Origin of the sequence: Paraburkholderia sp. GAS32 (assembly GCF_050434225.1) — a bacterium.
In the GTDB taxonomy this organism is placed as follows: Bacteria; Pseudomonadota; Gammaproteobacteria; order Burkholderiales; family Burkholderiaceae; genus Paraburkholderia; species Paraburkholderia madseniana.
Genome location: NZ_JBNPVS010000054.1, coordinates 36,245 through 59,282, shown reverse-complemented (window position 1 = coordinate 59,282; position 23,038 = coordinate 36,245). Strand labels below are relative to the sequence as shown.

Below are 23,038 nucleotides of genomic sequence, written 5' to 3'. Positions count from 1 at the left end.
TCTCCTCGTGTCGACCGGAGTCAGTGGGCAACGGCTGCGGCGCCGTGTTCATCGATCAGATGGCCGGTATAGAACCGATCCAGCGAGAACGGCGCGTTCAGCGGATGCGGCTCGTCCTTCGCGATCGTGTGTGCATAGGCCCAACCCGAACCAGGCGTCGCCTTGAAGCCGCCCGTGCCCCAGCCGCAATTGAAATAAAGCCCCTTCACGTCGGTCTTGCTGATGATCGGGCACGCATCCGGCGACACGTCCACGATGCCGCCCCACTGGCGGTTCATCCGCACACGCGAAAACACCGGGAACATCTCAACGATCGCTTCGAGCGTGCCTTCGATGATCTGAAAGCTGCCGCGCTGACCGAAGCCAGTGTACTGATCGACGCCCGCACCGATCACCAGATCGCCCTTGTCTGACTGGCTGATGTACGCGTGCACCGCGTTCGACATCACCACCGTATTGACGACCGGTTTGATCGGCTCCGAGACCAAAGCCTGCAAAGGATGGCTCTCCAGAGGCAAGCGGATACCCGCCATATCGGCGAGCGACGACGTATTACCCGCCGCAACCACCGCAACCTTCTTCGCCTTGATGAAACCCTTGGTGGTATCCACGCCGACCACCTGGCTGCCGTCGCGGCGAATCCCCGTGACCTGGCAGTTCTGCACGATATCGACACCGTGCTGATCCGCCCCGCGTGCGAAGCCCCATGCCACCGCATCGTGGCGCGCTACGCCGCCACGGCGTTGAATCGACGCCCCGAGCACCGGATAGCGGCTGTTCAGATTGATGGTCGGCTCGATTTTCTTGATCTGCTCCGGCGTGAGGAATTCGGCATCCACCCCGTTCAGCCGGTTTGCATTCACGCGGCGTTCGGTGTCGCGCACGTCCTGCAATGTGTGCGCGAGGTTCATCACGCCACGCTGGCTGAACATCACGTTGTAGTTCAGGTCTTGCGACAGACCTTCCCACAGCTTCATCGCCTTTTCGTAAAGCGCGGCCGATTCGTCCCACAGGTAATTCGAGCGCACGATGGTCGTATTGCGCGCGGTATTGCCGCCACCGATCCAGCCTTTCTCCAGCACGGCGATATTGCGCACGCCATGCTCCTTCGCGAGGTAATAGGCAGTGGCGAGGCCATGCCCGCCGCCGCCGACGATCACGACGTCGTATTCACGCTTGGGCTCCGGGCTCTTCCACTGACGCTCCCAGTTCTCGTGATACGACATCCCGTTGCGCAACAGGCTGAATATCGAATAGCGGCTCATTGTTGGTCCTTTGGGTCCTGTTGTTACTCTTTGATTCTTAACTTGTTCAACACTCGATGACGTTCACGGCGAGTCCACCGCGCGACGTCTCCTTGTATTTGGTCTTCATGTCCGCGCCGGTTTCACGCATCGTCTTGATCACGTTATCGAGCGACACGTAGTGCTGGCCGTCGCCCTTCATCGCCATGCGCGCCGCGTTGAGCGCCTTGATCGCGCCCATCGCGTTACGTTCGATACAGGGAATCTGCACGAGCCCGCCAACCGGGTCGCAGGTCATGCCGAGGTTGTGTTCCATGCCGATCTCGGCGGCGTTTTCGACTTGCGTCGGTGTGCCGCCCATCACAGCGGCGAGCGCCGCGGCGGCCATCGAGCACGCAACGCCGACCTCGCCCTGACAGCCCACTTCGGCGCCCGAGATCGAGGCGGTTTCCTTATAGATGATGCCGATTGCCGCGGCCGTCAGCAGGAAGGTGACGATGCCCTCGTCGTTCGACGCATGCATGAACTTCACGTAGTAATGCAGCACCGCGGGAATCACGCCGGCCGCGCCGTTGGTCGGCGCCGTGACGACGCGCCCGCCCGCAGCGTTTTCTTCGTTCACGGCCATGGCGTAGAGATTGACCCAGTCGAGCATCGACAGCGGATCGCGCAGCGATTCTTCCGAACGGAAACGCAATTGCGCGCACAGGTCGGCCGCGCGGCGCTTCACGTGCATCGGGCCGGGCAACTCGCCACGCACCTTGCAGCCACGTTCGACACAGGCGGACATGACGCGCCAGATCGTCAGCAGCCCTTCGCGCACTTCCTGTTCGGTGCGCGAAGCGCATTCATTGCGCAGCGTGACCTCGGCGATCGACAAACCGGTTTCGCGGCACACACGCATCAGATCGTCGCCGGTCCGGAACGGGAACGGCACTTCGGCGCCAGCGCGCAGGCCATTGACGCGGTCGCCTTCGCGATTGATCACAAAGCCGCCGCCGATCGAGTAATACTCTTTCTCCACCAGCAACTGGCCGTTTTCGTCGAAGGCCTGAAAACGCATGCCGTTCGGATGCACGATGCTCGAGCCCGGCGCGCCCGGCATCAGCTTGCGAAAGAAGCCGAGCTGCTCGCGCTCGTCGAATTTGACCGGATGCTTGCCGAGCAGCACCAGTTGCTTCGTTTCGCGAATCGCCTGCAGGCGCGGTTCGATCACGTCCGGGTCGATCAGATCGGGCAGATTGCCTTCGAGGCCGAGCAGCACCGCCTTGTCCGTGCCATGCCCTTTCCCGGTCGCACCGAGCGAGCCGAACAGCTCGACCTTGACGCGACGCACGAAGCTCAGCAGATTGGCGTCTTCGATATGCGAGGCGAAGCGGCACGCAGCGATCATCGGCCCGACCGTGTGCGAGCTTGAGGGACCGATGCCGATCTTGAACAGATCGAAGACGCTGACGTTCATGGCGTGCCTTATACGTTGCGATACTTAGGGTGCCGGGTTTGGCTTGAACTAGCCCCTATTGCACCGCACGTCAAATTGGACCGATAGAATAAAAACGGCATGACAGTGGGATAGTGGCGTCAAGCGGGCCGCCGGCCAAGCGCTGCGGCGGATTTGCGATGACTTCTGACGCATTTGCGACAGGGGCAGCTTAAGCGCCCCTGTCCCCGGTGCTATGCTTGTTTCAACCCTTTTCCCTTGCCGGCTGCACGCATGAATTCCGCTGAACCGCTTCCCCTTCAATCGATCGACGGCACCTTGAAGCAACGCATCCGCTTCGGCATCATCCTGCTGCCGAACTTCACGCTGACGGCGTTCTCGGGTTTCGTCGACCTGTTGCGCCTGTCCGCGGACGAAGGCGACTTTAGCAAGCCCGTGCGCTGTTCTTGGAGCGTGATAGGGGAAACCCTTGCTCCAGTGCGTGCGAGTTGCGGGATCCAGATCACGCCGTGGGAGACGTTCGACAACGCCGAACGCTTCGATTACGTCGTCGTGGTGGGCGGCCTGCTGCATTCGGGGCCGGCCGCGAACGATGCGACGCTGGCCTTCATCCGCCGCGCTGCCGCCACCGATGCGACGCTCGTCGGCATGTGCACCGGCGTGTTCTCGCTGATGCGCGCAGGCGTGCTGGAAGGCCACCGCATCTGCGTAAGCTGGTTTCACTACTGGGATTTCATCGAGCGCTTTCCGTCGGTCAACGAGGAGGCGTTGGTGGCGGATCGGCTATTTGTGATCGACCGTCGGCGCATTACGTGTTCCGGTGGGCGGGCGTCGATCGACGTGGCGGCCGCGATTCTGCTGCGCCACTTTGAAACGGCCACGGTGCAGAAGGCGTTGCGGATTCTGCTGGTGGACGATATGCAAAAGGGCAATGCGCCGCAGCCGCATCCACCGGGGTTGGCGCCTGCTGCGCATCCGAAGGTGAAGCGCGCGATTTTGCTGATGGAGCAGCATGTGGGGCGATCGTTATCGCTGGATGAACTGGCACGCAAGCTCGACCTGTCGCCGCGTCAGCTCGAACGGCTTTTTAAGGCGCAAACCGGTAAGGCGCCGCAGGCCTATGCGAAGCAGGTGCGTTTGCGCACTGCAGCCTGGCTGCTGACAAGTTCGGATAAAACGGTAGCGGATATCGCGTCGAGTTGCGGCTTTTCCGACGCCTCGCATCTGGGCCGCGAATTCCGCAAGCAGTTCGGTTTGCCGCCGATGATGTACCGCGAGCAACGCGGTACGGCGGCCGAAGTCGATGACGGTTCAGGCTATGACGAAACCTTCCCGGGGCGGGCTCAGGCAATTTGAGGGCGCCGTTTGTCGTCCGGGTTTTTCTGCGCTGGCTTGCCGGCCGAAGTGATGGGTCAGGGTTTGCAGCCCCCCGCATTCGCGCCGCCGGAACGACGCGAATGCGAAACCCAAACCCTCAACCCTCACTTCCCCGCAACATAAGCCTTCACCGCCGGCAACCCATCCTTCCCATCAAAGGTCTTCACGCCGGCAAGCCACTTGTCGAGCACAGCCGGATTCGCCTTCAGCCAGTCCTTCGCCGCTTTGTTCGGATCCGTCTTGTTCATGATCGGCAGCATCACGTGGTTCTCGATATCCGTCGTGAACTGCAGGTTCGACACGAGCTTTGCGACGTTCGGGCAGCGCGCCGAGTAATCGTTCGGTGTGACCGTCAGCACTCTGGCTTCGCCGTAGTTCGGGCCGAACACGTCGTCACCGCCGGACAGGTAATCGATCTTCATCTGCACGTTCATCGGATGCGGTTCCCAGCCGAGGAACACGATCGGCTTCTTGTCGCGAACCGCGCGATTCACTTCGACCAGCATGCCCGCCTCGCTCGACTCCACCAGCTTGAACTTGCCAAGACCGTACTGGTTGCTGTCGATCATCTTCTTGATCAGCGCATTGCCGTCGTTACCCGGTTCTATGCCATAAATCTTGCCGTCGAGCTTGTCGTAGTTCTTCGCGATGTCGGCGAAGGTTTTGATGCCCGCCTGATACGCGTAGTCCGGCACGGCCAGCGTGTATTTCGCTCCGGTCAGGTTCGGCGTAGGCAGCACGGTGAGCTGGCCGGCCTTCTTGAACGGATCGATCATCGGGTCCATGGTCGGCGACCAGTAGCCGAGGAACACATCGATCTGCTTGCTCTTCACCCCCGCAAAGGTGATCGGCACCGAAGCGATGGTTTTGGTCGGCTTGTAGCCGAGCCCTTCCAGCACGGTCGAAGCGAGACCGGTCGTCGCCGCGATATCGGTCCAGCCGACGTCGGCGAACCGGACGTCCCGGCAGGTGGCAGGTTCCGCGGCAAGGGCAGATGACACCGACAGCGCGCACAACGACGCAGCCCACAAACGTTTCATGGCGTTCCCTTTGGGTGATTGATGCTTCACTGGTTTTAATAATCGGATTTTCAAAGTGCGACTTCTTGCGTCGACTTCATTGACGTCAACTCACTCATGCAGACTCATCTACGCAGACAACCGTCTCTCTACACTCGGCGCGTGACCAAACTGCGCGCGATAGGCCTTACTGAAATGGCACGGCGAATGAAAACCGCACACAGCCGTTACCCGCGCGATCGACGCATCCGTATTGCGCAACAGTTCACGCGCACGACGCAAACGCAGCGTCAGGTAATAGTGCGTCGGCGATACGCTCAGAAACATCTTGAACATCCGCTGCAAATGGCGTTGCGACAGATGCACGAGCCGCGCGAGTTCGTCGAGCGACAACGGCTCTTCGATATTCGCTTCCATCAAGCGCACGACTTCGATCAATTCCGCTCGCGAGAAGCCGACCCGCGCGTCGACGGGAATATGCTGATAATCCGTCGACCCGCGAATCCGCTCGACGATGAACTGCTCTGACACTTGCGCGGCGACGGCATGGCCAAGGCGCATGCCGACCAGGTTCAGCATCAGATCGAGTGGCGCGGTGCCGCCGGTGCAGGTCATCCGGTCACGGTCGATCACGAACAGTTCATCGGCAAAACGCACGTGCGGGTAACTCTTGTGCAACGGGGACATGTCTTCCCAATGCACGGTACAGCGATAACCGTCGAGCAGATTCGCAGCCAGCAGCGCGTACGGTCCCGTGCAAATACCGCCAAGCGGAATGCCCTTCGACGCAACATCTTGCAGCAAGGCGATGATCGTCTCGTCCACGTAGTCGCGCACATGCCAGCCGGCACAGACGATCAGCACATCGGGCATGCCCGCTTCGACCAGCGTCGTGGTCGGCTTCACGGTGATGCCGTTACTCGCCTGCGCCGGTTCGCCGTCCGGCGTAATCACCGACCATGTGTAGTGCTGCGCGCGACCCACGTAGTTGGCCATGCGCAGCACCTCGACCGCGCTCGTGAACGCGATCATCGAAAAGTTCGGCAGCGTCAGAAAGCCGAAGTGCGCGAGCCCGGACAGCGGCGAGTCTGATGGAGCCTCAACAACAGGAGAGATCGCGTCGCGCTTCATAGGCGGCTCAGCCGTGCTGTGCCGCCGGCGCCCGGCGCACCTTCATGACGCTGCGCAAGCCCGACAACAGAGGCGCCCGCGCCGTGCCAGGCGAGCGGCCGAAGCTTTCCGTGATGCGGTCGAGAATGATCGCCAGCATCACCACCGAGAGACCGCTTTCGAAACCAAGGCCGATATCGAGCCGCTGAATACTCGCCAGCACGTCGTTGCCGAGACCGCCCGCGCCGACCATCGAGGCGATGATCACCATCGAGAGCGCCATCATGATGGTCTGGTTCACGCCGGTCATGATCGACGGCAGTGCGTTCGGAAACTGCACCTTGTAGAGCAATTGCAGGGGCGTGCAGCCGAACGCCTGCCCTGCTTCGACGATTTCGCGATTCACATGCTTGATGCCGAGCGACGTGAGACGCACAGCAGGCGGCATGGCGAAGATCACCGTGGAAAGAATCCCCGGCACGCGGCCGAGACCGAACAGCATGGCCGCCGGAATCAGGTAGACGAACGCGGGCATGGTCTGCATCAGATCGAGCACGGGGCGCACCATCATTTCGACGGTGCGGCTCTTCGCGGTCCAGATGCCGAGCGGCACGCCGAGCAACAGGCTGATCAAGGTCGACGAGAGCGTGAGACCGAGCGTGATCACCATCTGATCCCAGAAGCCGGTGCCGTAGATCAGCAGCATCGCCAGCAACGTGAACAGCGCGAAACGCCAGCCCACCCGCCACAAGCCGACACCGACGAAAAACGCCATCAGCGCCCACATCGGCACCGCTTGCAGGCCGTGCTCGATCAGCGCGGCAAAACTCTCGATGACCTTGCCGATGGAATCGAAGGTTTTTGCGTCGTGGTCGAGCAGGTAGTGAACGCCGTGATCGACCCAGGCGCCAAGTGGAATGACTTCAGACATGGGAACCTCGATGGCGCGTGAGAACGTTCAGCACGTTCGTCTTGTTGACCGAACCGCAGTAGGAGCCGTCCGCTTCGACGACCGGCAGCGGCGCACGGCTTGCCACCACGCGTTCGACGACGTCGTCTAACGGCGTGGTGCGGCGGATGCACTCGATGTGATTGAGCTGCGGCGACGCGCTACCCATCGCATCGCGGCACACGAAGCCGCGGAACTTGCGCTCGCTGTCGAGCACGAAGGCGTATTCGGCGCTGCCGTTGAGCGTCGCGGCCACGCTCGAGGCGTCGATCTGCGGCGAATGCTGCATGAGCGGCACCGCGTCGGTCTGCATCAGGTCGCCGGCCGTCAGATAGCGGCTGGTGTCGATGCCTTCGAAGAACGCCCGCACATAGTCGTCGGCGGGATTGGTGATGATTTGCTGGGGCGTGCCGACCTGTACGACCTTGCCGCCTTCCATGATCGCGATCCGGGTGCCGATGCGCATCGCCTCTTCCAGATCGTGCGAGACGAACAGGATGGTGCGCTGCTGCTCGCGTTGCAGATCGAGCAGCACGTTCTGCATTTCCTTGCGTTTGAGCGGATCGAGCGCGGAGAACGCCTCGTCCATGATCATCAGCGACGGGTTGACTGCCAACGCCCGCGCCAGACCCACGCGTTGCTGCATGCCGCCGGACAACTGGGCCGGCAACTTTTCCGCGAACGGCGCGAGGCCGACCTGTTCGAGCACGGTCATGGCGCGTTTTTCGCGCTCCTTCTTGCCGACGCCTGCCACTTCCAGCCCGAACGCCGCGTTGGACAGCACCGTGCGTTGCGGCATCAACGCGAAGGACTGGAACACCATGCTCATGTCCTTGCGGCGCAGCGCCGTCAATTCCGCGCGCGGCACGCTGGCCACGTCGCGGCCGTCGATCAGCACCTTGCCGGCCGTCGGCTCGACGAGACGGTTGATCAGCCGGATCAGCGTCGACTTGCCGGAGCCGGACAGGCCCATCAGCACGAAGATCTCGCCTTCCTTGACTTCGAACGATACGTTATGGACGCCGACTATCTGACCGGTGCGCGCGAAGACTTCTTCTTTGGTTGCGCCGCCTGCCAGCATGCCGATCGCCTGTTTCGGGTTGGTGCCGAACACCTTGCACAGCCCTTCGACCACGACCTTGGGGGAATTCATTGAATGCTCTCCTCGCTTGGCGGACGTCCGTCCGCGCTGTGCATACATAGTTGCCAGAAAAAAGTACGCCTAGCCGACTATTTGCGACAACCACATGTGGAAATGCGACACCGCCGTCGCGCGGGCACCGGCTGGCGGCGGGCAAAGCCCCGTTGGGTAAGGGTTTGCGAGGTGTTGGAGGGGTTAGCCGGCCGTGTCGCGCCAGAGCAAGTGAGGGTGGTCTGGAGGAAAAAACGGCTGTGCGGACGACGTGGCAGGCGCATTTTGCCGCGACGCAGCAAGCCCGCCGTTGCTCAGCGGGCGTCGTTGCGCGCCCGCGAGGTGGGCGCCATGATCAATGATCGAGGCTCAATGACGGGCGCGAACCACCTGTAGCAGACGGTCCGCCCGCGAAAAATACCAGATCGCAAGGCCGCCCAGCACCGGGTACATGCAATACAGGCGCGCGAGCGCCCAAACCTCTGCAGAAAAGCCCATTGCGATTCCCCGCCCATCGTGGATGCCATTCGGCAAAATTTGAAACGGCGCGACCTGGCTATTGATTGCCGGTTCGGGCCGAAAACAGCACCGCTGGTTGCACGCGATGGAGGAAAACCGGAGGCCTGGCCGGTTCATCGTGCACGGAAATCATTAGGGCAACCTTAAGGCTGCGCGCCGTTACTCCGTGTTACGAATCTCGCATCCCTCTTGCACCTGCAAACCGCGGCCCTGCCTACACTGCGCACCATCTCCACTGTCATCGCCAGCAACCATCAGGCGAAAAGAAAAACATGCGCAAGAACCTATTATCAGTGTTTCTCGGCGGCGCGATATTAGTGGCTTCCACAGTCGCTTCCGCGCACGTCGACGTGGGCATCGGCATCGGCATTCCCGGGCCGGTTTTTGTGCCTGCGGAACCGGCCTACATTGCGCCTCCGCCGGTCGTTTATGCGCCCCCGCCGGTGGTGGAATATGGCTACGGCTACGGCGACGACTGGCGCGCCCGCGAGTGGCATGAGCGTCAGGAGTGGCGCGAACGACGGTGGCGCCACCACGAGCATGAGGAGCACGAGCGCGAATGGCGCGAGCGCCATGGTTGGGGGGATGGGGATTGAGGCCAACGAAGTGGCGGCGCATGGCTGGTAAAGGGCTTGTTGTGCGGACCGCCGCCTCAGGAAACTCACTGAGGCGTGCCTTGCCTGCTAGTTACTGCGCGACGAAGAGCATACCGTGCGGATCCTGCAACGCGGATGCACTACCGATACCCGCCACCACCGGCGTGAGGTGACCGGACTTCACGTCGAGTTGCATCACCTGCCCCTGACCTGCGCTGTACGCATCACCCTGCTTGAACGGCGCATCGACACGGTACGTCGTGTTGTTTGCGTCGGTGAACAGCATGAATGTCTTGCCCGTCGAACCCGGCGCCGGGACAAAGCGCGTATCGTCCACTGGGTAGACTGGACCATCCTTATCGCTGTACAGCGTGAGCGTCAGGACACTGACGCTCTGACTTGGCCCGGGATTGCTGATGAACACGAGCTTGCCGTCCGCCTGGCTATCCAGCACGAGTTTCCCCGACGGGTCGATGGCCATAGAATCCGGATCGGTCAGGGTCAGCGTCACCGCCTGATTGAACGTCGGGTTCGCCGCGCCGCCCACCGATGGCGTCAAGTCGATAGCCTGTGCGTTGCCGGCCAGCACCGGCGCCACGTCGAAGGTGGAACCATTGGCGTTCAGCGTGAGCGCAACGACGGTCGGACCCACGCCCGGCGTCGTGGGCGCCGAAGCACTCACATACACGACACCGTTGATGAGTTGCATATCGTCGTAGCCGCCGCCGTGTACGGTGGGATTGACCGTCGCCTGATAGGTTTTCTGTGCGCCCGTGGCGAGGTCGATGATCGTCAACTCGGGATTGCCGTCTTCATTCGCCATTGCCCATAGCGTGTTCGTGTCGCTGCGCGCCATCAGGCCGTCTACGTGGCCCGGCACCGTGAACGTTTTCTGGGCGTTGCCGCTCAGGTCGTATTGCACGACCTGGTTGGTGATACCGGGCACCGAGCCGTCCTTCACTTCGCCAGCGTTCTGATAGCCGATGAATATGCTGGAACCCATCTGCACGATCGAATCGGGCTTCTGGGTTGCCGAGGGTGCTTTTGCGAATACCGCGAGCGAGTAGCCGGTGGCGGTTGCCGTGTTCGGAACTGGCGCCGCCGCTGCCGTTGTTGCCGCCGGGCTCGGATTGTCAACGCCTCCGCCACACGCCGAAAGCGCCATCACAGCCGAAATCATCAAAACAATGGAAGTCTTTTTCATTTTAAAGGTATCCTGATTAAATGCATTTTTTCTTCGTCAAGGAAACGACATCCCTCTACCACACCAGTACAGTAAAAAACCGTATAAGCCGGCGGTTTCACTTTAACGGCAGATAATGTCAATCGAATGACGTAGCGAAATACAGGTGCACCTTGAAAAACTTTCTTGTTGACCGAATCGCAGGATTTTTTCTTCTCGATAGCGCAAAGGAAACTACCGGCTCACCGCTTAAGAGACGCTTAAGTGAGTGCGTTTTCGAGGTGCAAAAAAAGCCGCTATTGAAAGCGGCGTGTACTCATAGGATCGCTTAACAATTAAATGACGTAGTCGATGTAAGAATCACATCGACGAAAGCGGCTGAGAGTAGCCTTCGGCAAGCAAGTTGAAAACAAACCGTAATGCCTCGCTGCCAGATAGGTAAATGAATTGAAAGAATAGGCGAGAATCAGCGTAACGCGATCGTGTTCATCAGGAAATCGATACCCCCAACAGCTTCCCAACGCCGAACGTGAAGCCTGCGGCCACGAGACCGATGACGACCTGCCGCATGGCGGAGAACCCTGCGCTGCGCCCGTTGAATAGCGAGGTAAAGACCCCAATGGATGCGAGTGCAAGCATGCTGAGTACGATGCATTGCACGATCGCACTAAGCCCGTGCGTCCACAGGAACGGCATCACCGGAAAAATTGCGCCGACCGAGAACAGGCAAAACGAGACACCTGCAGCGGACCATGGATTGCCGCCCAACTCCGAGGGATCGAGTCCGAGTTCCTCGCGCGTCAGGGTATCGAGCGCCTTGTCCTTGTCACGCATCATCTGTGACGCCACCCGTTTGGCCTCGACCGCGTCCAGACCCTTGGCGCGATAGATCAGCGCCAGCTCGTGCTCCTCGGCTTCCGGAGACACCTCCAGTTCCTCCGCTTCTTTAGCAATCTGGGTACTGGCCAGCTCGCGCGCATTGGTCACCGACAGCCATTCACCCAACGCCATTGAACACGCGCCGGCGATCAGGCCGGCAAGCCCCGTGAGTAGGATCGCTTTGTTGCCGGTTCCCGCGCCGGCCACGCCCATGATCAGGCAGAAATTCGAAACGAGGCCGTCGTTCGCACCGAGCACGGCTGCACGCAGATCGTTACCCGACGAAACGCCCTTATGCCACGACTCCGCAGCGGCGATGCGCGCCCCTTGCGACAGGGCCGGGTCGCCCCCGCCGTGAGCCAGGGTCTGGACTACCGCCGCGTGGTGATGCTCGTCGGCCGACATACTGCCCGCGTCCGGTTGCCCGTGGTATTTGTTACGGTCAGCGTATTCAGCCGCGGCAAGCGTGGGTAGCACGAAACCCGCGCCGAACATGCGTACCAGTGCTTTCATCAGGCGCGTTTTCACGGCCTGGCCGGTGCCCTTCGGCTGGATGCCGTTAGCTCTCAGCTTATCGGCCCATACCTGCGCATGATCGTGCTCCGATTTTGCGAGGTCGCTGTAGACCTGCTTGCGCGTGTCGTCCTTCTCGACTTTCGCGAGCGTTTCATAGAGCGCGGCGCTGTGGAGCTCGTCGGAGAGATTGGCTCTGTACCGCTTGACTTCATGTTTGGATGCCATGGGAATGTGCCTGCATATCGGTTCGATAACAACGAAGCGTAATCGATTCAGGCACGGAAATCATAAAGCCCCTAAAGCACATGTTTAGCGAGAACACCAACAGTTCTCATCCCCATTTGGTTCCGCACGATTTTTTCTTAAGACATGCTTATGCGTGTCCTCATCAAGCACAGGTTCTCGCCACTATCGTCCAGTATTTCCGCGCTTCGAAATACGGAAGAAAGTAATTTGGCCTCGCCTAAGGATAAATTAAGGAACGCTGCTTATTCTGTGAATACGCATCGACCGGAATGGTCGGCGCGGCACCATCACACTATTGGAGAACTATCATGAAAGCACTCAAACACATCATGCTCGTTGCGTCGATTGTCGCCATCCCGACTCTGTCGTTTGCCCAGCAGATGAACACACCGATGAACGACACAACGACGGCACCCACCGTCTCGATGCACGACACGCAGAACAATCAGCCGGGTACGCAATATCAGCAGCCCTCACACAAGATGTCGGGCTCTGGTGACAGCTCAGGTTACGGTGCACCCGCGACAAGCTTTTCGCAATCTTCGACGATGCATTTCGAGGGTAAGAATTCGGGATTGTTCAAGCATTGAATACGCGCGATGATGCCTTGCACTTCCTCGCTGTCTCCGCGCTAGCCACTATTTGCGGCAAGTCAGCGGGCAACAATCAGCGCGGGAGTGAGGCACATCTTCAATCAGAAAGCCGATCAAAAACCAGCGAGATCATTGCGGCGCAGGAGCCGCCCGATATCCTCGCCGGCCGATAGCCAACGTGAGCACGGCGGAAACCGCAAGACTCGCCGCAACCACATAGAGCCCGGCAGCATATCCACCCGTCACGCTCTTCAGCCAGCCGATTGCAAACGGACCGACGAAACCGCCGAGATTGCCGATCGAGTTGATCATGGCGATACCGGCCGCGGCGCCAGCGCCAGAGAGAAAGGTACTCGGCATGGCCCACAGCGGCGCCTTGGCCGCGCTGATGCCCACGTTCACGAGAATCAGCGCGAACACCACTGCAACAACTGTATCCGCAAAGCCTGCCCATGCGAGCCCGATGCCGGCTGCGACGCACGGAATCACCACATGCCACGTGCGCTCGCCAGTGCGATCCGAATGGCGCGCCCACAGCACCATGCCGATCACGGCCAGCACGCTGGGAATCGCGTTCAACGCGCCGGTACCCAGCGCGCTAAAACCGAATTGGCGAATGATCAGCGGCGCCCACAGTCCGAGCGTATAAAGCCCCGCCGAGGTGCCGAAGTAAATCATCGACATGATCCACACGCGCGGGTCGCGCAGCGCGGCGAGCGCACCTGCCGCGTGTCCCGCCTGCGATTCACGTCCCGCGCGTTCTTCGCGTAGGGTCGCGACGAGCCACGCTTTCTCATCCGCGGCAAGCCATGCCGCCTTTTCTGGCGAATCGGTGAGCGCTTTCAAAACCACGAACCCGAGAACAACCGCAGGAATCGCTTCGATGAGGAAAAGCCATTGCCAGTCTTTCAAGCCGAACAGGGCCGGCATCTGCATGATGGCGCCTGAAATGGGCGATCCGATTGCCGTCGACAAAGGTGCGGCCGCCATGAACGCGGCCGCCGCGACTGCTCGTTGCCGCGCGGGAAACCACTGGCTGAGATAAAGAATGATGCCGGGGAAGAAACCGGCTTCGGCCACGCCGAGCAAGAAGCGCAGCGTATAGAACGAATTCGGCCCGACGACAAACGCGGAAGCCGCCGACACCAGCCCCCACGTCACCATCACACGCGCGATCCAGATGCGCGCACCGACCTTGTTCAGAATGAGGTTCGAGGGCACTTCGAACAGAAAGTACCCAAGAAAGAAGATGCCGCCGCCGAGTCCGAACATGGTCGGCGAGAGGCCGAGGTCCTTGTTCATCGTGAGCGCCGCGAAGCCGACGTTCACACGATCGAGAAAGCTCACAAAATAAAGCAGCATGACGAAGGGCAAAATACGCCACGTCAGCTTGCGAACCACACGGGCTTGCAATTCATTGGCCATGCCAGTCTCCAGTCTTTAAATCGCCCGTGACGTATTCATCCGGGCGTTTTGTTTTTGTCTAATGCGCGTTGCGTATTGCATGCGGCCAGTTCAGGCTACCTTGAACGCCGCCGATTCCGCTGCGAGGATCGCGCAGACCGCGTCGGTCACCTGCGCTGTTGTGGCCGTACCGCCGAGGTCACCCGTGTGCAACGCCGGGTCAGCCGTGATGCGTTCGATCGCGCCCATCAACTGCTGGGCAGCGGCCCTTTCGCCGAGATGCTCGAGCATCATCACAACCGACCAGAACGTGCCGACCGGATTGGCGAGACCCTTGCCCATGATGTCGAAAGCAGAGCCGTGAATCGGCTCGAACATCGAGGGATAGCGGCGCTCGGGGTCGAGATTCGCAGTCGGCGCGATGCCGAGGCTGCCGGCCAGTGCCGCGGCCAGATCGCTGAGAATGTCCGCGTGAAGGTTTGTCGCGACGATCGTGTCGAGCGTGGCGGGACGGTTGACCATGCGTGCGGTGGCGGCGTCGACGAGTTCCTTGTCCCACTTGACGCCAGGAAATTCTTTCGAGACTTCGAGCGCAATCTCGTCCCACATGACCATTGCGTGGCGTTGCGCATTGCTCTTGGTGATCACCGTCAGCAACTTGCGCGGCCGCGACTGTGCGAGACGGAACGCGAATCGAAGAATGCGTTCGACGCCCGCGCGGGTCATCATCGAAACGTCCGTTGCCACTTCGATCGGATGGCCCTGGTGTGCGCGTCCACCTACGCCGGAATACTCGCCCTCCGAGTTCTCGCGAACGATGACCCAGTCGAGATCCTTCGGCCCACAGCGCTTCAACGGTGCGTCGATGCCAGGAAGGATGCGAGTGGGACGCACGTTCGCGTACTGATCGAAGCCCTGACAGATCTTCAGGCGCAATCCCCAAAGCGTCACGTGATCGGGAATATGCGGATCACCCGCCGAGCCGAACAGAATCGCATCCTTGTTGCGGATGGCATCCAGCCCATCGGCCGGCATCATCACCCCGTGCTGGCGGTAGAAATCGCCGCCCCAATCGAAATTCTCGAACTCGAACCGGAAGGCGTCGCTACGCGCAGCGATGGCCTCGAGAACCCGTTGGCCCGCGGGCACGACTTCCTTGCCGATGCCGTCGCCGGGAATGGTTGCGATGCGATAGGTCTTCACTGGCGTCTCCTTGGTGTTGAACGTATGGCTGCATCCTAGTACGGCGACCGCACGCGAAAACGCTGCTAGACTCAAAGCATCCTTAACCTGCAGTTAATAATGGGCTGTTCATCGGCCTGCTCATCGACCCACTCAACATGACTTCGTCGATACAACCGGAAGACCTCGCCTTCTTCTCCACGCTCGCCGCAAGTGGCAGTCTGACCGCGACTGCGCGCGAACTCGGCTTGAGCACGGCAGCCGTGAGCAAGCATCTGGCGCAAATGGAATCGCGCGCGGGCGTGTCGCTCGTGAATCGCACGACCCGGCGTATGAGCCTTACGCCGGAGGGCGAACTCTACCTGACTCGCGCCAGACGCATCCTGAGCGAAATGGACGACCTGGCCCAGTTGCTCGGCGGCTCGCAAGCGGCCCCGAAAGGCCTGTTGCGCGTGAACGCGACGCTCGGTTTCGGCCGCAGTCACGTGGCGCCGCTCATTTCCCGATTTGTGCGGCGCTTTCCCGAGGTGGACGTGCAATTGCAACTCTCCGTCGACCCGCCACCGATTAGCGACGACGCCTTCGACGTGTGCGTGCGTTTCGGCGAACCGCCGGATGCGCGCGTGATTGCGCGCCGGGTCGCGCCGAACCGGCGATTGCTTTGCGCATCGCCAACGTATTTCACCAGACGGCGCGCGCCGCGCAGTCCGGCGGAGTTATCGCAACACAATTGCATCGGCATTCGTCAGGGTGACGATGGCTATGGGCTCTGGCGCTTGACCAGCGGACGCGGTTCGACCGAAAAGACCGAGACCGTACGCGTGCGCGGCAACCTCACCACCAATGACGGCGAGATCGCGGTGAAGTGGGCGCTCGACGGTCACGGCATTCTGATGCGGGCGGAATGGGACATCGCGGAGTATCTCGCCGATGGCCGCCTGATCCACGTATTGCCGGAATACCGCACGCCGGGTGCCGATATTTATGCGGTGTACCCGCAACAGTTGCAGATGACGGCGCGGGTCAAGGCTTTCGTCGACATGCTGATAGAGACGTTCGGCACACGCTGAGTCCGTTCTTTGATAGTTCTGCAATGCAGAACCACCGCATCAGCCGTCTTTCTCGCAATTCAAACCGGATAATTCCGGCAATCTCCTTGTATTACATAGCCTTACGGCGCACTTCAAGCGCGCCTTCAGTGCCAGGTGTTTTCCCTATTTTGGCCTGCATTGCAGGCCAAACGAGCGGTTTCCCCCGTTGACACAGAACGAACGGTCGTGCCAAATTGCGCCTGCATCCTGTGCGCAAGCACGCGATCGATGAACTCATAGCAGCGCCGGGCCGCCCCTGCACCCAGGAGACAAGCCAGCCGGCAACCGGACTCGAAACGCATACCAGCACACCCACTATTTCGCATCCCTTATCAGATCGCGAGGGCTCGCTATTGTCGCTATTGCCTGTTGAGATCGCATCGCGCAACAGATCGCCAGAATCTTGCAGCACAAGCACTACTTCGCCAATTCAATTGATTCCAATAAACAAGGAGACACGAAGCATGCCGGCAAGTCATCGCAATCGAGTTGGAGCCATTCTTGGATTAGTGGGCGCATGCGCCCTGGGCACGGCCCAGAGCGCCCATGCGCAAAGCAGTGTCACGCTGTACGGCATCGTCGACGGCTCGATTCTCTACACCAGCAAAACGCTTAACGCGGCCACCGGTCAGAGCGCCGGCCATCAATACTCGTTCACCGACAGCGGCCTCTCCGGCTCGCGCTTCGGCATGCGCGGCGCCGAAGATCTCGGCGGCAGCATGCGTGCGATCTTCGAACTCGAAAGCGGCATCAGCATTGCCAACGGCGCGTTCAGCAATTCGAACGGCAACGAGTTCGGGCGGCAGGCGTGGGTCGGCGTGGACAGCCGCTACGGCACGGTCAAGGCCGGCTTGCAGTTCTCGCCCTTCTTCCTCGCGGTGTACGACTTCGATCCGCGCGAGATGTCGTACTTCGGCAGCGGTCTCATCACCTATCTCAACAACGTCTATGTGACCGGCCTGTTCAATCCGAACGGCATTTCGTACACGTCGCCGGAAATCGCCGGCTTGCAAGCCAGCGCGATGATGGCGCTGGGCGGCACGGCCGGGGACTTTCAGGCGGGCCGCCAGTACTCGGCGAGCCTGCGCTACCACCTCGGCACGCTGACCGTCGATGCCGCGCTCTACAGCGGCAACGACGGCGGCAGCGCTGCATCGATCGCGATTCCGAGCGTGGTCGAATTCGACGGCCGTGCGCTCGGCGCCAGCTATGTGTTCAACAACCTGACGGTGAAGGCCTCCTACGTGCAGTACAAGGTGGCAGGCTCGTTCAACGATCGTGTCTATTCAGGCGGCGCCAGCTATCGCATCACACCGGCGCTGAACGTCGACGCGGGTGTGTGGGTCACGCGCGACGGAAACAACTCGTCGAACAATTCGATACTGGCGTCCACCGGCGTCGACTATTCGCTGTCGAAGGCCACCGTGGTGTATGGGCAAGCTGGCTTCGTTACTAACCACGGTGCCATGCACACTGGACTGTCCGTCAACAACGCACTGAACGAAGCGACCGGCACGACGACCGGCGTGAATATCGGCATGCGGCACATGTTCTAGCCGGCGCAGAACGCGAGATACCGGCGTGCCGCGCAGGCGGTGCGCCGGATCATGCGAACGGGCGACTTGATGCGCGTCATCTAAGTGACTTCCCTAATAATCTGCAATGCAGAACAATCAAATGGAAAAACCTGTTGACGGAAAGTGAACGCCCGTGCCAAATTTCTCTAGCACCGCCACACATCGCCATTTCCAGTTCGCGCCGATGCGTGCGTGTTTCAAGCGTCGACAACCGTCGATAACGGTCGCCGGATTCGAGAGAGCGGCTGTTGTCCCGTCCGTAGTCAGGTGTGCGGCGATGCGTCCCCTGCAGCAAGGGTAACGATTGCACAGCGTGCTTCCGTTGGAGGGTGTCAAAGCGTGGACATGTTTTTGCAGCAGCTTCTCAACGGCTTGACGCTGGGCGGCATCTACAGCCTCGTCGCACTCGGACTCACGCTGGTCTACGGCATTCTCGCAGTGCCGAATTTCGCGCACGGCGCGTTCTACATGGTCGGCGCGTTCGTCTCGTTCTACCTGATGAGCCGGCTCGGCTGGAACTACTGGCTCGCGATGATCGGCTCCGGCCTCGCGGTCGCAGTACTCGCGATGCTCGCCGAGCGGCTGGTGTTCCATCCGCTGCGCAAATCTTCCGAATTGCATCCCATGATCGCCGCGATCGGCCTCCTGCTGTTTCTCGAAGCCGGTGCGCAGGCGATCTGGGGCGCGGACTTTCATCGTATGGCCACGCCCTACGCCGGGATCGTCGATCTGGGCGGCGTGACCGCGCCCGTGCAACGCCTGCTGATCATCGGCGCAGCGTTCGCGTTGGTTGTGCTGCTGCAACTCTTCCTCAAATACACGGTGATCGGCTCGAGCATCATCGCGATGGCGCAGGACCGCGAAGGCGCCTCGCTGATGGGCATCGACGCCAACAAGGTGACGATGCTGACTTTCGGCATCTCGGGCCTTCTCGCCGCCGTGGCCGCCACGCTGTACGCGCCGATCAACCTCGTCTATCCGGCGATGGGCCAACTGGTGATCCTGAAGGCCTTCGTGATCATCATTCTCGGCGGCATGGGCAGCGTGCCGGGCGCGATCGTCGGCGGATTGATCATCGGCATGGCGGAGAGCTTCGGCGCTTTCTACATTTCGACCGACTACAAGGACATCATCGCCTTCGTGCTGCTGGTGGTGATTCTGTCGGTTCGTCCTCAAGGTCTGTTCACCAGGGAACTGCGCGCATCGTGAAACCGGTCATGAAATTATTCGAGGGCAAGCTGGGGTGGACACTGCTGTTCGTGCTCGGTCTCGTGTTTCCGTTTCTGGCCACCAACGACTACATGCTCACCGTGATGTCCACCGCGTACGTCTTCGCGCTGGCCACCGTCGGGCTGAATCTGATCACCGGCTATACGGGGCAGTTCAATCTCGCGCACGGCAGCTTCATGGCGGTGGGCGCGTACACGGTGGGCATTCTCACGGTCGATCATCAGGTGCCGTTCTGGATCGCGTTCATTGCGTCAGGCGTTGTCGTCGCGATACTGGGGGCGCTGGTCGGCCTTGTTTCGCTGCGTCTGCGCGGCCACTACTTTTCTATTTTTACGCTGTGCGTCGGCTACATCATATTTCTCGTCATCGAGAAATGGGACAGCCTCACGCATGGTGTCTCAGACATTGTCGGCATCCCTGCGCCTTCGGGCTTCGGCATCGTCTCTTTTGAAAATCCGCGGCCGCTCTATTACCTGGTGTTCGCCTTTCTGGTGCTCGGCGTGTGGCTGATGCATCGCATCGTCGACTCGCTGCTTGGCCGGACCTTCATGGCGATCCGCAATAGCGACAGTCTCGCACAGTCGCTCGGTATCAACCTGATGCGCAACAAGGTGCTGGCCTTCGTGCTGTCGGTCGTCTATGCCGGGCTCGCGGGCGGCCTCTATGCGGGCTCCGTGCGTTTTCTCGGACCAGATCTGGCCGGCGTCGAGCATACTTTCGACATGACCATGTATATGCTGGTGGGTGGCATCGGCACCCTCGCCGGCCCGCTGCTCGGCGCGCTCGCCATACCGTGGCTCACGCAGTATCTGCAGTTCTTGCAGGCGTACCGTTTCGTCGTGTTCGGCCCGATCCTGATTCTGCTGGTGATCTTTCTGCCGAACGGTATCGTCGGTTTGTATCGGGCAAGAACGAGCCGGCGCGCGAAACTGGCAACGGCGAAAAGCGGCGGCGTCGCGCTCCAATCGCAGCCCACGCGCGGAGACCGCCATGCTTGAAATCGACTCGCTCAGCAAACGCTTCGGCGGTCTCGTCGCGGTCGACGACGTCAGCACGCATATCGAAGCCGGCAAGATCAATGCAATCATCGGGCCGAACGGCGCGGGCAAGACCACCTTCTTCAATCTGATCAGCGGCGCCCATCTACCGAGCTCGGGACGCATCCGCTTCAAAGGCCAGGACGTGACAAAGCTGGCTGCCGATCAGATGGCGCGTCTCGGCATCGCCCGCACGTTTCAATCCACCGCGCTGTTCGACCGGGCGAGCGTGCTCGACAACCTGATCGTCGGCCACCGGCTGCGCACGCGCTCGGGGCTGTGGGACGTGTTGACACATTCTGCGCGGCTCAAACAGGAAGAACGCATCTGCCGCGAGAAGGCGCGCGAGGCCCTGGATTTCGTCGGGCTGTCGGCAATTGCGGAACGGATGGCCGGCGACATCTCGCAGGAAGAGCGCAAGCGTGCAGCCGTGGCGCTCGCACTCGCCACCGAACCGAGCCTGATGCTGCTCGACGAACCCGCCGGCGGCGTCAATCCCGAAGAGACCGAAGGCCTCGCCGAACTGATCCGCAAGCTGGTGAAACACGGTGTGACGGTGTGCCTGGTGGAACACAAGATGAACATGATCATGAAGCTCGCCGATCGCATCATGGTGCTGAACTACGGCAAGAAAATCGCCGAGGGCACGCCTGCCGAGATTCGCGCCAACCCGGCCGTGATCGATGCCTATCTTGGGAGCGAACATGCTGAAGTTTGAGAACGTCGCGCTCGATTACGGCAGTTTCCGCGCGCTGGACGGCATCACGCTGTACGCGGACGACGGCGAACTGGTCGTGCTGCTCGGCGCTAACGGTGCGGGCAAGAGTTCGATCTTTCTCGCAACGAGCGGCCTGCGCCGCGCTGCGAGCGGCAGCCTGCGCCTCGGAACGCGCGAGCTGCTCGGCATGACGCCCGCGCAGATCGTGCGCAACGGCGTGATTCATTGCCCCGAGGGCCGCAAGCTGTTCCCGGGCATGTCGGTGTTGAAGAACCTCACGCTCGGTGCCTATGTGCATCGCGGTGACAAGGCCGGCAATCAGCGCAATCTCGATCAGGTGTTCGCACTCTTTCCGCTTCTCGCCGAACGCAAGGATCATGCGGCCGGCTCGTTGTCCGGCGGGCAGCAGCAGATGGTGGCGATCGGCCGCGCGATGATGGCCCGGCCCAAGGTGTTGCTGCTCGACGAACCGTCGCTCGGTCTCGCGCCGCTCGTGGTCAAGCAGGTGTTCGAGGTGATCCAGCAGATCAATCGCGCGGGCACGACGGTGCTGCTAGCCGAACAGAACGCGTTTGCGGCGTTGAAGATCGCGCACCGCGCCTACGTGATCGAGAACGGCCGCATCGTGCTCGAAGGCGATCACACGAGTCTGATGAACAACGAAGCGATCCGGCGCGCTTACGTCGGCGGCTGAACGCATTTGATGCACAGCCTGACGCCTGACGCTTAAGCGCCGGGCCATTCGAACAATCCCAAAGGAGACACGTATGACGATCAAACGCTTGTGCGGACGCGCTGGAGTAGTTGCGGCTGTCGCCACGACGGCGCTGCTGGGCACGGGCGCCGCGATGGCGCAGCAGGTGGTGCATATCGGCTACTCCGGTCCGTTGAGCGGAGGCGCGGCGAAGTACGGCCAGGAAGTGCTCGAAGGCATGCAGATGGCCGCTGCCGACGTCAATCAGGCCGGCATCGAAGTGGCCGGCAAGAAGATCAAGCTCGAAATCGTGCCGCTCGACGACAAGTACAACCCCGCCGAAACCGCCATCAACGCCCGGCGTCTTGCGCAGGAACAGCAGGCCGCTGTGGTGCTCGTGCCGCATTCGGGCGGTGGCTTCGCCGTGCAGACCAGCAACGAGCAACAGAAACTACTACTGCTCTCGTACACCAGCGTGCCGCAGATCAGCGAGCGCGGCAACAAGCTCACGGTGCGCATTCCTCCCGCGTTCACCTCGTATCTGAACTCGTTCATCAAGTACGAAATGGCGACGTACGGCAAGAAGGTTGCACTCGCCGCCACCGATACCGACTACGGCAAGGTCTGGGTCGCCGCATTCAAGCCCGCGTGGGAAGCAGCCGGCGGCACGATCGTCGCGGACAATTCGATGTCGTATAACCGCGCCACCGATTTCTACAGCGGCGTGAGCCGTGTGCTGGCTACCAAACCGGACGTGATGTTTATCGGCGGCCCGTCCGAGCCGACCGGCCTGATTGCGCAGCAGGCGCGCGAACTGGGCTTCAAGGGCGGCTTTATCGTGATGGACCAGGCCAAGCTCGACGAAGTGGCCAAGGTGACCGGCGGCTATGCACCGCTGAACGGCGCGATCGGAGTATTGCCGCTGGCCAACGATGAAACGCCGAACGCCAAAATGTTTGTGGAGCGCTTCCGCAAGAGTCACGGTGGCCGTGATCCGAGCCAGGAAGTATCGCTGAACTACACCGCGGTCTACGCAACGGCACTCGCGATGAAGCTGGCCGGCAGCGTCAACGACGCGACCGCGATCCGCAATCAGTTCGATAAAGCCGTGAAGGCGCTGCCGCCACAGGCTAATCCGCAAAGCGTGACGGGCGTCGACGATCACGGCGGCTTCGTGATCGGCAAACCGCTTGCGGCGGTGGTTCAGGGTGGACAGTTGAAATCGGCGGACTTGAGTTCGCTGGCAGCGGCGAAGTGATGACGTGATGCGGGAGGCTTCCGGCGCTAGTTCGAGGACAAAC

21 protein-coding genes are annotated in these 23,038 nt (G+C 61.0%); 10 read left to right on the top strand and 11 right to left on the bottom strand.

Annotated elements, in window-relative coordinates; all coding sequences use genetic code 11:
• Window positions 1-20 precede the first annotated feature (20 nt).
• Both P3T25_RS40655 and P3T25_RS40650 read right to left on the bottom strand, forming a co-directional pair.
• Window positions 21-1,265, bottom strand: a complete 1,245-nt coding sequence (locus tag P3T25_RS40655) for a sarcosine oxidase subunit beta family protein (protein WP_429362884.1) — start codon at window positions 1,263-1,265, stop codon at window positions 21-23.
• Window positions 1,266-1,311: 46 nt separating this feature from the next.
• Entirely contained in the window at window positions 1,312-2,706 is a 1,395-nt protein-coding gene (locus P3T25_RS40650; RefSeq protein WP_154560708.1) for an L-serine ammonia-lyase, read from the bottom strand.
• Window positions 2,707-2,958: 252 nt separating this feature from the next.
• Between P3T25_RS40650 and P3T25_RS40645 the strand changes: the two genes are divergently transcribed.
• Window positions 2,959-4,041, top strand: a complete 1,083-nt coding sequence (locus P3T25_RS40645) for a GlxA family transcriptional regulator (protein ID WP_429362881.1) — start codon at window positions 2,959-2,961, stop codon at window positions 4,039-4,041.
• Window positions 4,042-4,166: 125 nt separating this feature from the next.
• Here the strand turns inward: P3T25_RS40645 and P3T25_RS40640 are convergent, their stop codons facing one another.
• The 5 genes from P3T25_RS40640 to P3T25_RS40620 all read right to left on the bottom strand — a co-directional run bounded on the left by P3T25_RS40640 (window position 4,167) and on the right by P3T25_RS40620 (window position 8,770).
• Window positions 4,167-5,102, bottom strand: coding sequence for a choline ABC transporter substrate-binding protein (locus P3T25_RS40640; RefSeq protein WP_429362879.1), 936 nt, complete (start codon window positions 5,100-5,102; stop codon window positions 4,167-4,169).
• A 108-nt stretch (window positions 5,103-5,210) separates the two neighbouring features.
• A complete protein-coding gene (locus P3T25_RS40635; RefSeq protein ID WP_429362877.1) occupies window positions 5,211-6,212 on the bottom strand; it encodes a GlxA family transcriptional regulator in 1,002 nt (333 codons plus the stop codon).
• 7 nt (window positions 6,213-6,219) lie between these two features.
• Window positions 6,220-7,122: a choline ABC transporter permease subunit gene (gene choW / locus P3T25_RS40630; protein ID WP_093644471.1), complete on the bottom strand. Its 903-nt coding sequence runs from the start codon at window positions 7,120-7,122 to the stop codon at window positions 6,220-6,222.
• Entirely contained in the window at window positions 7,115-8,293 is a 1,179-nt protein-coding gene (locus P3T25_RS40625; protein WP_266259216.1) for a quaternary amine ABC transporter ATP-binding protein, read from the bottom strand. The genes choW and P3T25_RS40625 overlap by 8 nt, the downstream gene beginning before the upstream one ends.
• 348 nt (window positions 8,294-8,641) lie before the next feature.
• The gene (locus P3T25_RS40620; protein ID WP_266259218.1) at window positions 8,642-8,770 is read right to left on the bottom strand and encodes a hypothetical protein; all 129 of its coding nucleotides are present in this window, start codon (window positions 8,768-8,770) and stop codon (window positions 8,642-8,644) included.
• Window positions 8,771-9,063: 293 nt separating this feature from the next.
• Here P3T25_RS40620 and P3T25_RS40615 point away from each other — a divergent pair, with 293 nt between their 5' ends.
• Window positions 9,064-9,387 carry a hypothetical protein gene (locus P3T25_RS40615; protein ID WP_154560718.1) on the top strand — a complete coding sequence of 108 codons (324 nt, stop codon included), beginning with the start codon at window positions 9,064-9,066 and terminating at the stop codon, window positions 9,385-9,387.
• A 91-nt stretch (window positions 9,388-9,478) separates the two neighbouring features.
• Here P3T25_RS40615 and P3T25_RS40610 read toward each other — a convergent pair whose 3' ends face one another.
• Both P3T25_RS40610 and P3T25_RS40605 read right to left on the bottom strand, forming a co-directional pair.
• Window positions 9,479-10,591 carry a hypothetical protein gene (locus tag P3T25_RS40610; protein WP_171927176.1) on the bottom strand — a complete coding sequence of 371 codons (1,113 nt, stop codon included), beginning with the start codon at window positions 10,589-10,591 and terminating at the stop codon, window positions 9,479-9,481.
• Between the two features lie 468 nt (window positions 10,592-11,059).
• Window positions 11,060-12,190 (bottom strand): VIT1/CCC1 transporter family protein, encoded by a 1,131-nt coding sequence (locus P3T25_RS40605; RefSeq protein WP_154560720.1) that lies wholly within the window; start codon window positions 12,188-12,190, stop codon window positions 11,060-11,062.
• Between the two features lie 329 nt (window positions 12,191-12,519).
• Between P3T25_RS40605 and P3T25_RS40600 the strand changes: the two genes are divergently transcribed.
• Window positions 12,520-12,801, top strand: a complete 282-nt coding sequence (locus tag P3T25_RS40600) for a hypothetical protein (RefSeq protein WP_154560721.1) — start codon at window positions 12,520-12,522, stop codon at window positions 12,799-12,801.
• A 132-nt stretch (window positions 12,802-12,933) separates the two neighbouring features.
• Here the strand turns inward: P3T25_RS40600 and P3T25_RS40595 are convergent, their stop codons facing one another.
• Window positions 12,934-14,229, bottom strand: coding sequence for an MFS transporter (locus tag P3T25_RS40595; protein ID WP_171927177.1), 1,296 nt, complete (start codon window positions 14,227-14,229; stop codon window positions 12,934-12,936).
• Between the two features lie 90 nt (window positions 14,230-14,319).
• Entirely contained in the window at window positions 14,320-15,411 is a 1,092-nt protein-coding gene (locus tag P3T25_RS40590; protein ID WP_171927178.1) for a tartrate dehydrogenase, read from the bottom strand.
• A gap of 137 nt (window positions 15,412-15,548) precedes the next feature.
• Between P3T25_RS40590 and P3T25_RS40585 the strand changes: the two genes are divergently transcribed.
• The 7 genes from P3T25_RS40585 to P3T25_RS40555 all read left to right on the top strand — a co-directional run bounded on the left by P3T25_RS40585 (window position 15,549) and on the right by P3T25_RS40555 (window position 22,995).
• Window positions 15,549-16,460: a LysR family transcriptional regulator gene (locus P3T25_RS40585; RefSeq protein WP_408517914.1), complete on the top strand. Its 912-nt coding sequence runs from the start codon at window positions 15,549-15,551 to the stop codon at window positions 16,458-16,460.
• A 485-nt stretch (window positions 16,461-16,945) separates the two neighbouring features.
• The gene (locus P3T25_RS40580) at window positions 16,946-18,037 is read left to right on the top strand and encodes a porin (protein WP_429362871.1); all 1,092 of its coding nucleotides are present in this window, start codon (window positions 16,946-16,948) and stop codon (window positions 18,035-18,037) included.
• A 366-nt stretch (window positions 18,038-18,403) separates the two neighbouring features.
• Window positions 18,404-19,267 (top strand): branched-chain amino acid ABC transporter permease, encoded by an 864-nt coding sequence (locus P3T25_RS40575; protein ID WP_372342416.1) that lies wholly within the window; start codon window positions 18,404-18,406, stop codon window positions 19,265-19,267.
• Between the two features lie 8 nt (window positions 19,268-19,275).
• Complete coding sequence (locus P3T25_RS40570; protein WP_429362869.1) at window positions 19,276-20,286, top strand: branched-chain amino acid ABC transporter permease; 1,011 nt, start codon at window positions 19,276-19,278, stop codon at window positions 20,284-20,286.
• Window positions 20,279-21,043 (top strand): ABC transporter ATP-binding protein, encoded by a 765-nt coding sequence (locus tag P3T25_RS40565; protein WP_154560726.1) that lies wholly within the window; start codon window positions 20,279-20,281, stop codon window positions 21,041-21,043. The genes P3T25_RS40570 and P3T25_RS40565 overlap by 8 nt, the downstream gene beginning before the upstream one ends.
• The gene (locus P3T25_RS40560) at window positions 21,030-21,737 is read left to right on the top strand and encodes an ABC transporter ATP-binding protein (protein ID WP_429362867.1); all 708 of its coding nucleotides are present in this window, start codon (window positions 21,030-21,032) and stop codon (window positions 21,735-21,737) included. The genes P3T25_RS40565 and P3T25_RS40560 overlap by 14 nt, the downstream gene beginning before the upstream one ends.
• A 73-nt stretch (window positions 21,738-21,810) precedes the next feature.
• Window positions 21,811-22,995: an ABC transporter substrate-binding protein gene (locus tag P3T25_RS40555; RefSeq protein ID WP_429362865.1), complete on the top strand. Its 1,185-nt coding sequence runs from the start codon at window positions 21,811-21,813 to the stop codon at window positions 22,993-22,995.
• Window positions 22,996-23,038: the final 43 nt, after the last annotated feature.

Excerpts from the sequence above, each read along its gene's own strand:
- P3T25_RS40655 (WP_429362884.1), bottom strand. The coding sequence starts at position 1,265 with ATGAGCCGCTATTCGATATTCAGCCTGTTGCGCAACGGGATGTCGTAT.
- P3T25_RS40650 (WP_154560708.1), bottom strand. The coding sequence starts at position 2,706 with ATGAACGTCAGCGTCTTCGATCTGTTCAAGATCGGCATCGGTCCCTCA.
- P3T25_RS40645 (WP_429362881.1), top strand. The coding sequence starts at position 2,959 with ATGAATTCCGCTGAACCGCTTCCCCTTCAATCGATCGACGGCACCTTG.
- P3T25_RS40640 (WP_429362879.1), bottom strand. The coding sequence starts at position 5,102 with ATGAAACGTTTGTGGGCTGCGTCGTTGTGCGCGCTGTCGGTGTCATCT.
- P3T25_RS40635 (WP_429362877.1), bottom strand. The coding sequence starts at position 6,212 with ATGAAGCGCGACGCGATCTCTCCTGTTGTTGAGGCTCCATCAGACTCG.
- choW (WP_093644471.1), bottom strand. The coding sequence starts at position 7,122 with ATGTCTGAAGTCATTCCACTTGGCGCCTGGGTCGATCACGGCGTTCAC.
- P3T25_RS40625 (WP_266259216.1), bottom strand. The coding sequence starts at position 8,293 with ATGAATTCCCCCAAGGTCGTGGTCGAAGGGCTGTGCAAGGTGTTCGGC.
- P3T25_RS40620 (WP_266259218.1), bottom strand. The coding sequence starts at position 8,770 with ATGGGCTTTTCTGCAGAGGTTTGGGCGCTCGCGCGCCTGTATTGCATG.
- P3T25_RS40615 (WP_154560718.1), top strand. The coding sequence starts at position 9,064 with ATGCGCAAGAACCTATTATCAGTGTTTCTCGGCGGCGCGATATTAGTG.
- P3T25_RS40610 (WP_171927176.1), bottom strand. The coding sequence starts at position 10,591 with ATGAAAAAGACTTCCATTGTTTTGATGATTTCGGCTGTGATGGCGCTT.
- P3T25_RS40605 (WP_154560720.1), bottom strand. The coding sequence starts at position 12,190 with ATGGCATCCAAACATGAAGTCAAGCGGTACAGAGCCAATCTCTCCGAC.
- P3T25_RS40600 (WP_154560721.1), top strand. The coding sequence starts at position 12,520 with ATGAAAGCACTCAAACACATCATGCTCGTTGCGTCGATTGTCGCCATC.
- P3T25_RS40595 (WP_171927177.1), bottom strand. The coding sequence starts at position 14,229 with ATGGCCAATGAATTGCAAGCCCGTGTGGTTCGCAAGCTGACGTGGCGT.
- P3T25_RS40585 (WP_408517914.1), top strand. The coding sequence starts at position 15,549 with ATGACTTCGTCGATACAACCGGAAGACCTCGCCTTCTTCTCCACGCTC.
- P3T25_RS40580 (WP_429362871.1), top strand. The coding sequence starts at position 16,946 with ATGCCGGCAAGTCATCGCAATCGAGTTGGAGCCATTCTTGGATTAGTG.
- P3T25_RS40575 (WP_372342416.1), top strand. The coding sequence starts at position 18,404 with ATGTTTTTGCAGCAGCTTCTCAACGGCTTGACGCTGGGCGGCATCTAC.
- P3T25_RS40570 (WP_429362869.1), top strand. The coding sequence starts at position 19,276 with ATGAAATTATTCGAGGGCAAGCTGGGGTGGACACTGCTGTTCGTGCTC.
- P3T25_RS40565 (WP_154560726.1), top strand. The coding sequence starts at position 20,279 with ATGCTTGAAATCGACTCGCTCAGCAAACGCTTCGGCGGTCTCGTCGCG.
- P3T25_RS40560 (WP_429362867.1), top strand. The coding sequence starts at position 21,030 with ATGCTGAAGTTTGAGAACGTCGCGCTCGATTACGGCAGTTTCCGCGCG.
- P3T25_RS40555 (WP_429362865.1), top strand. The coding sequence starts at position 21,811 with ATGACGATCAAACGCTTGTGCGGACGCGCTGGAGTAGTTGCGGCTGTC.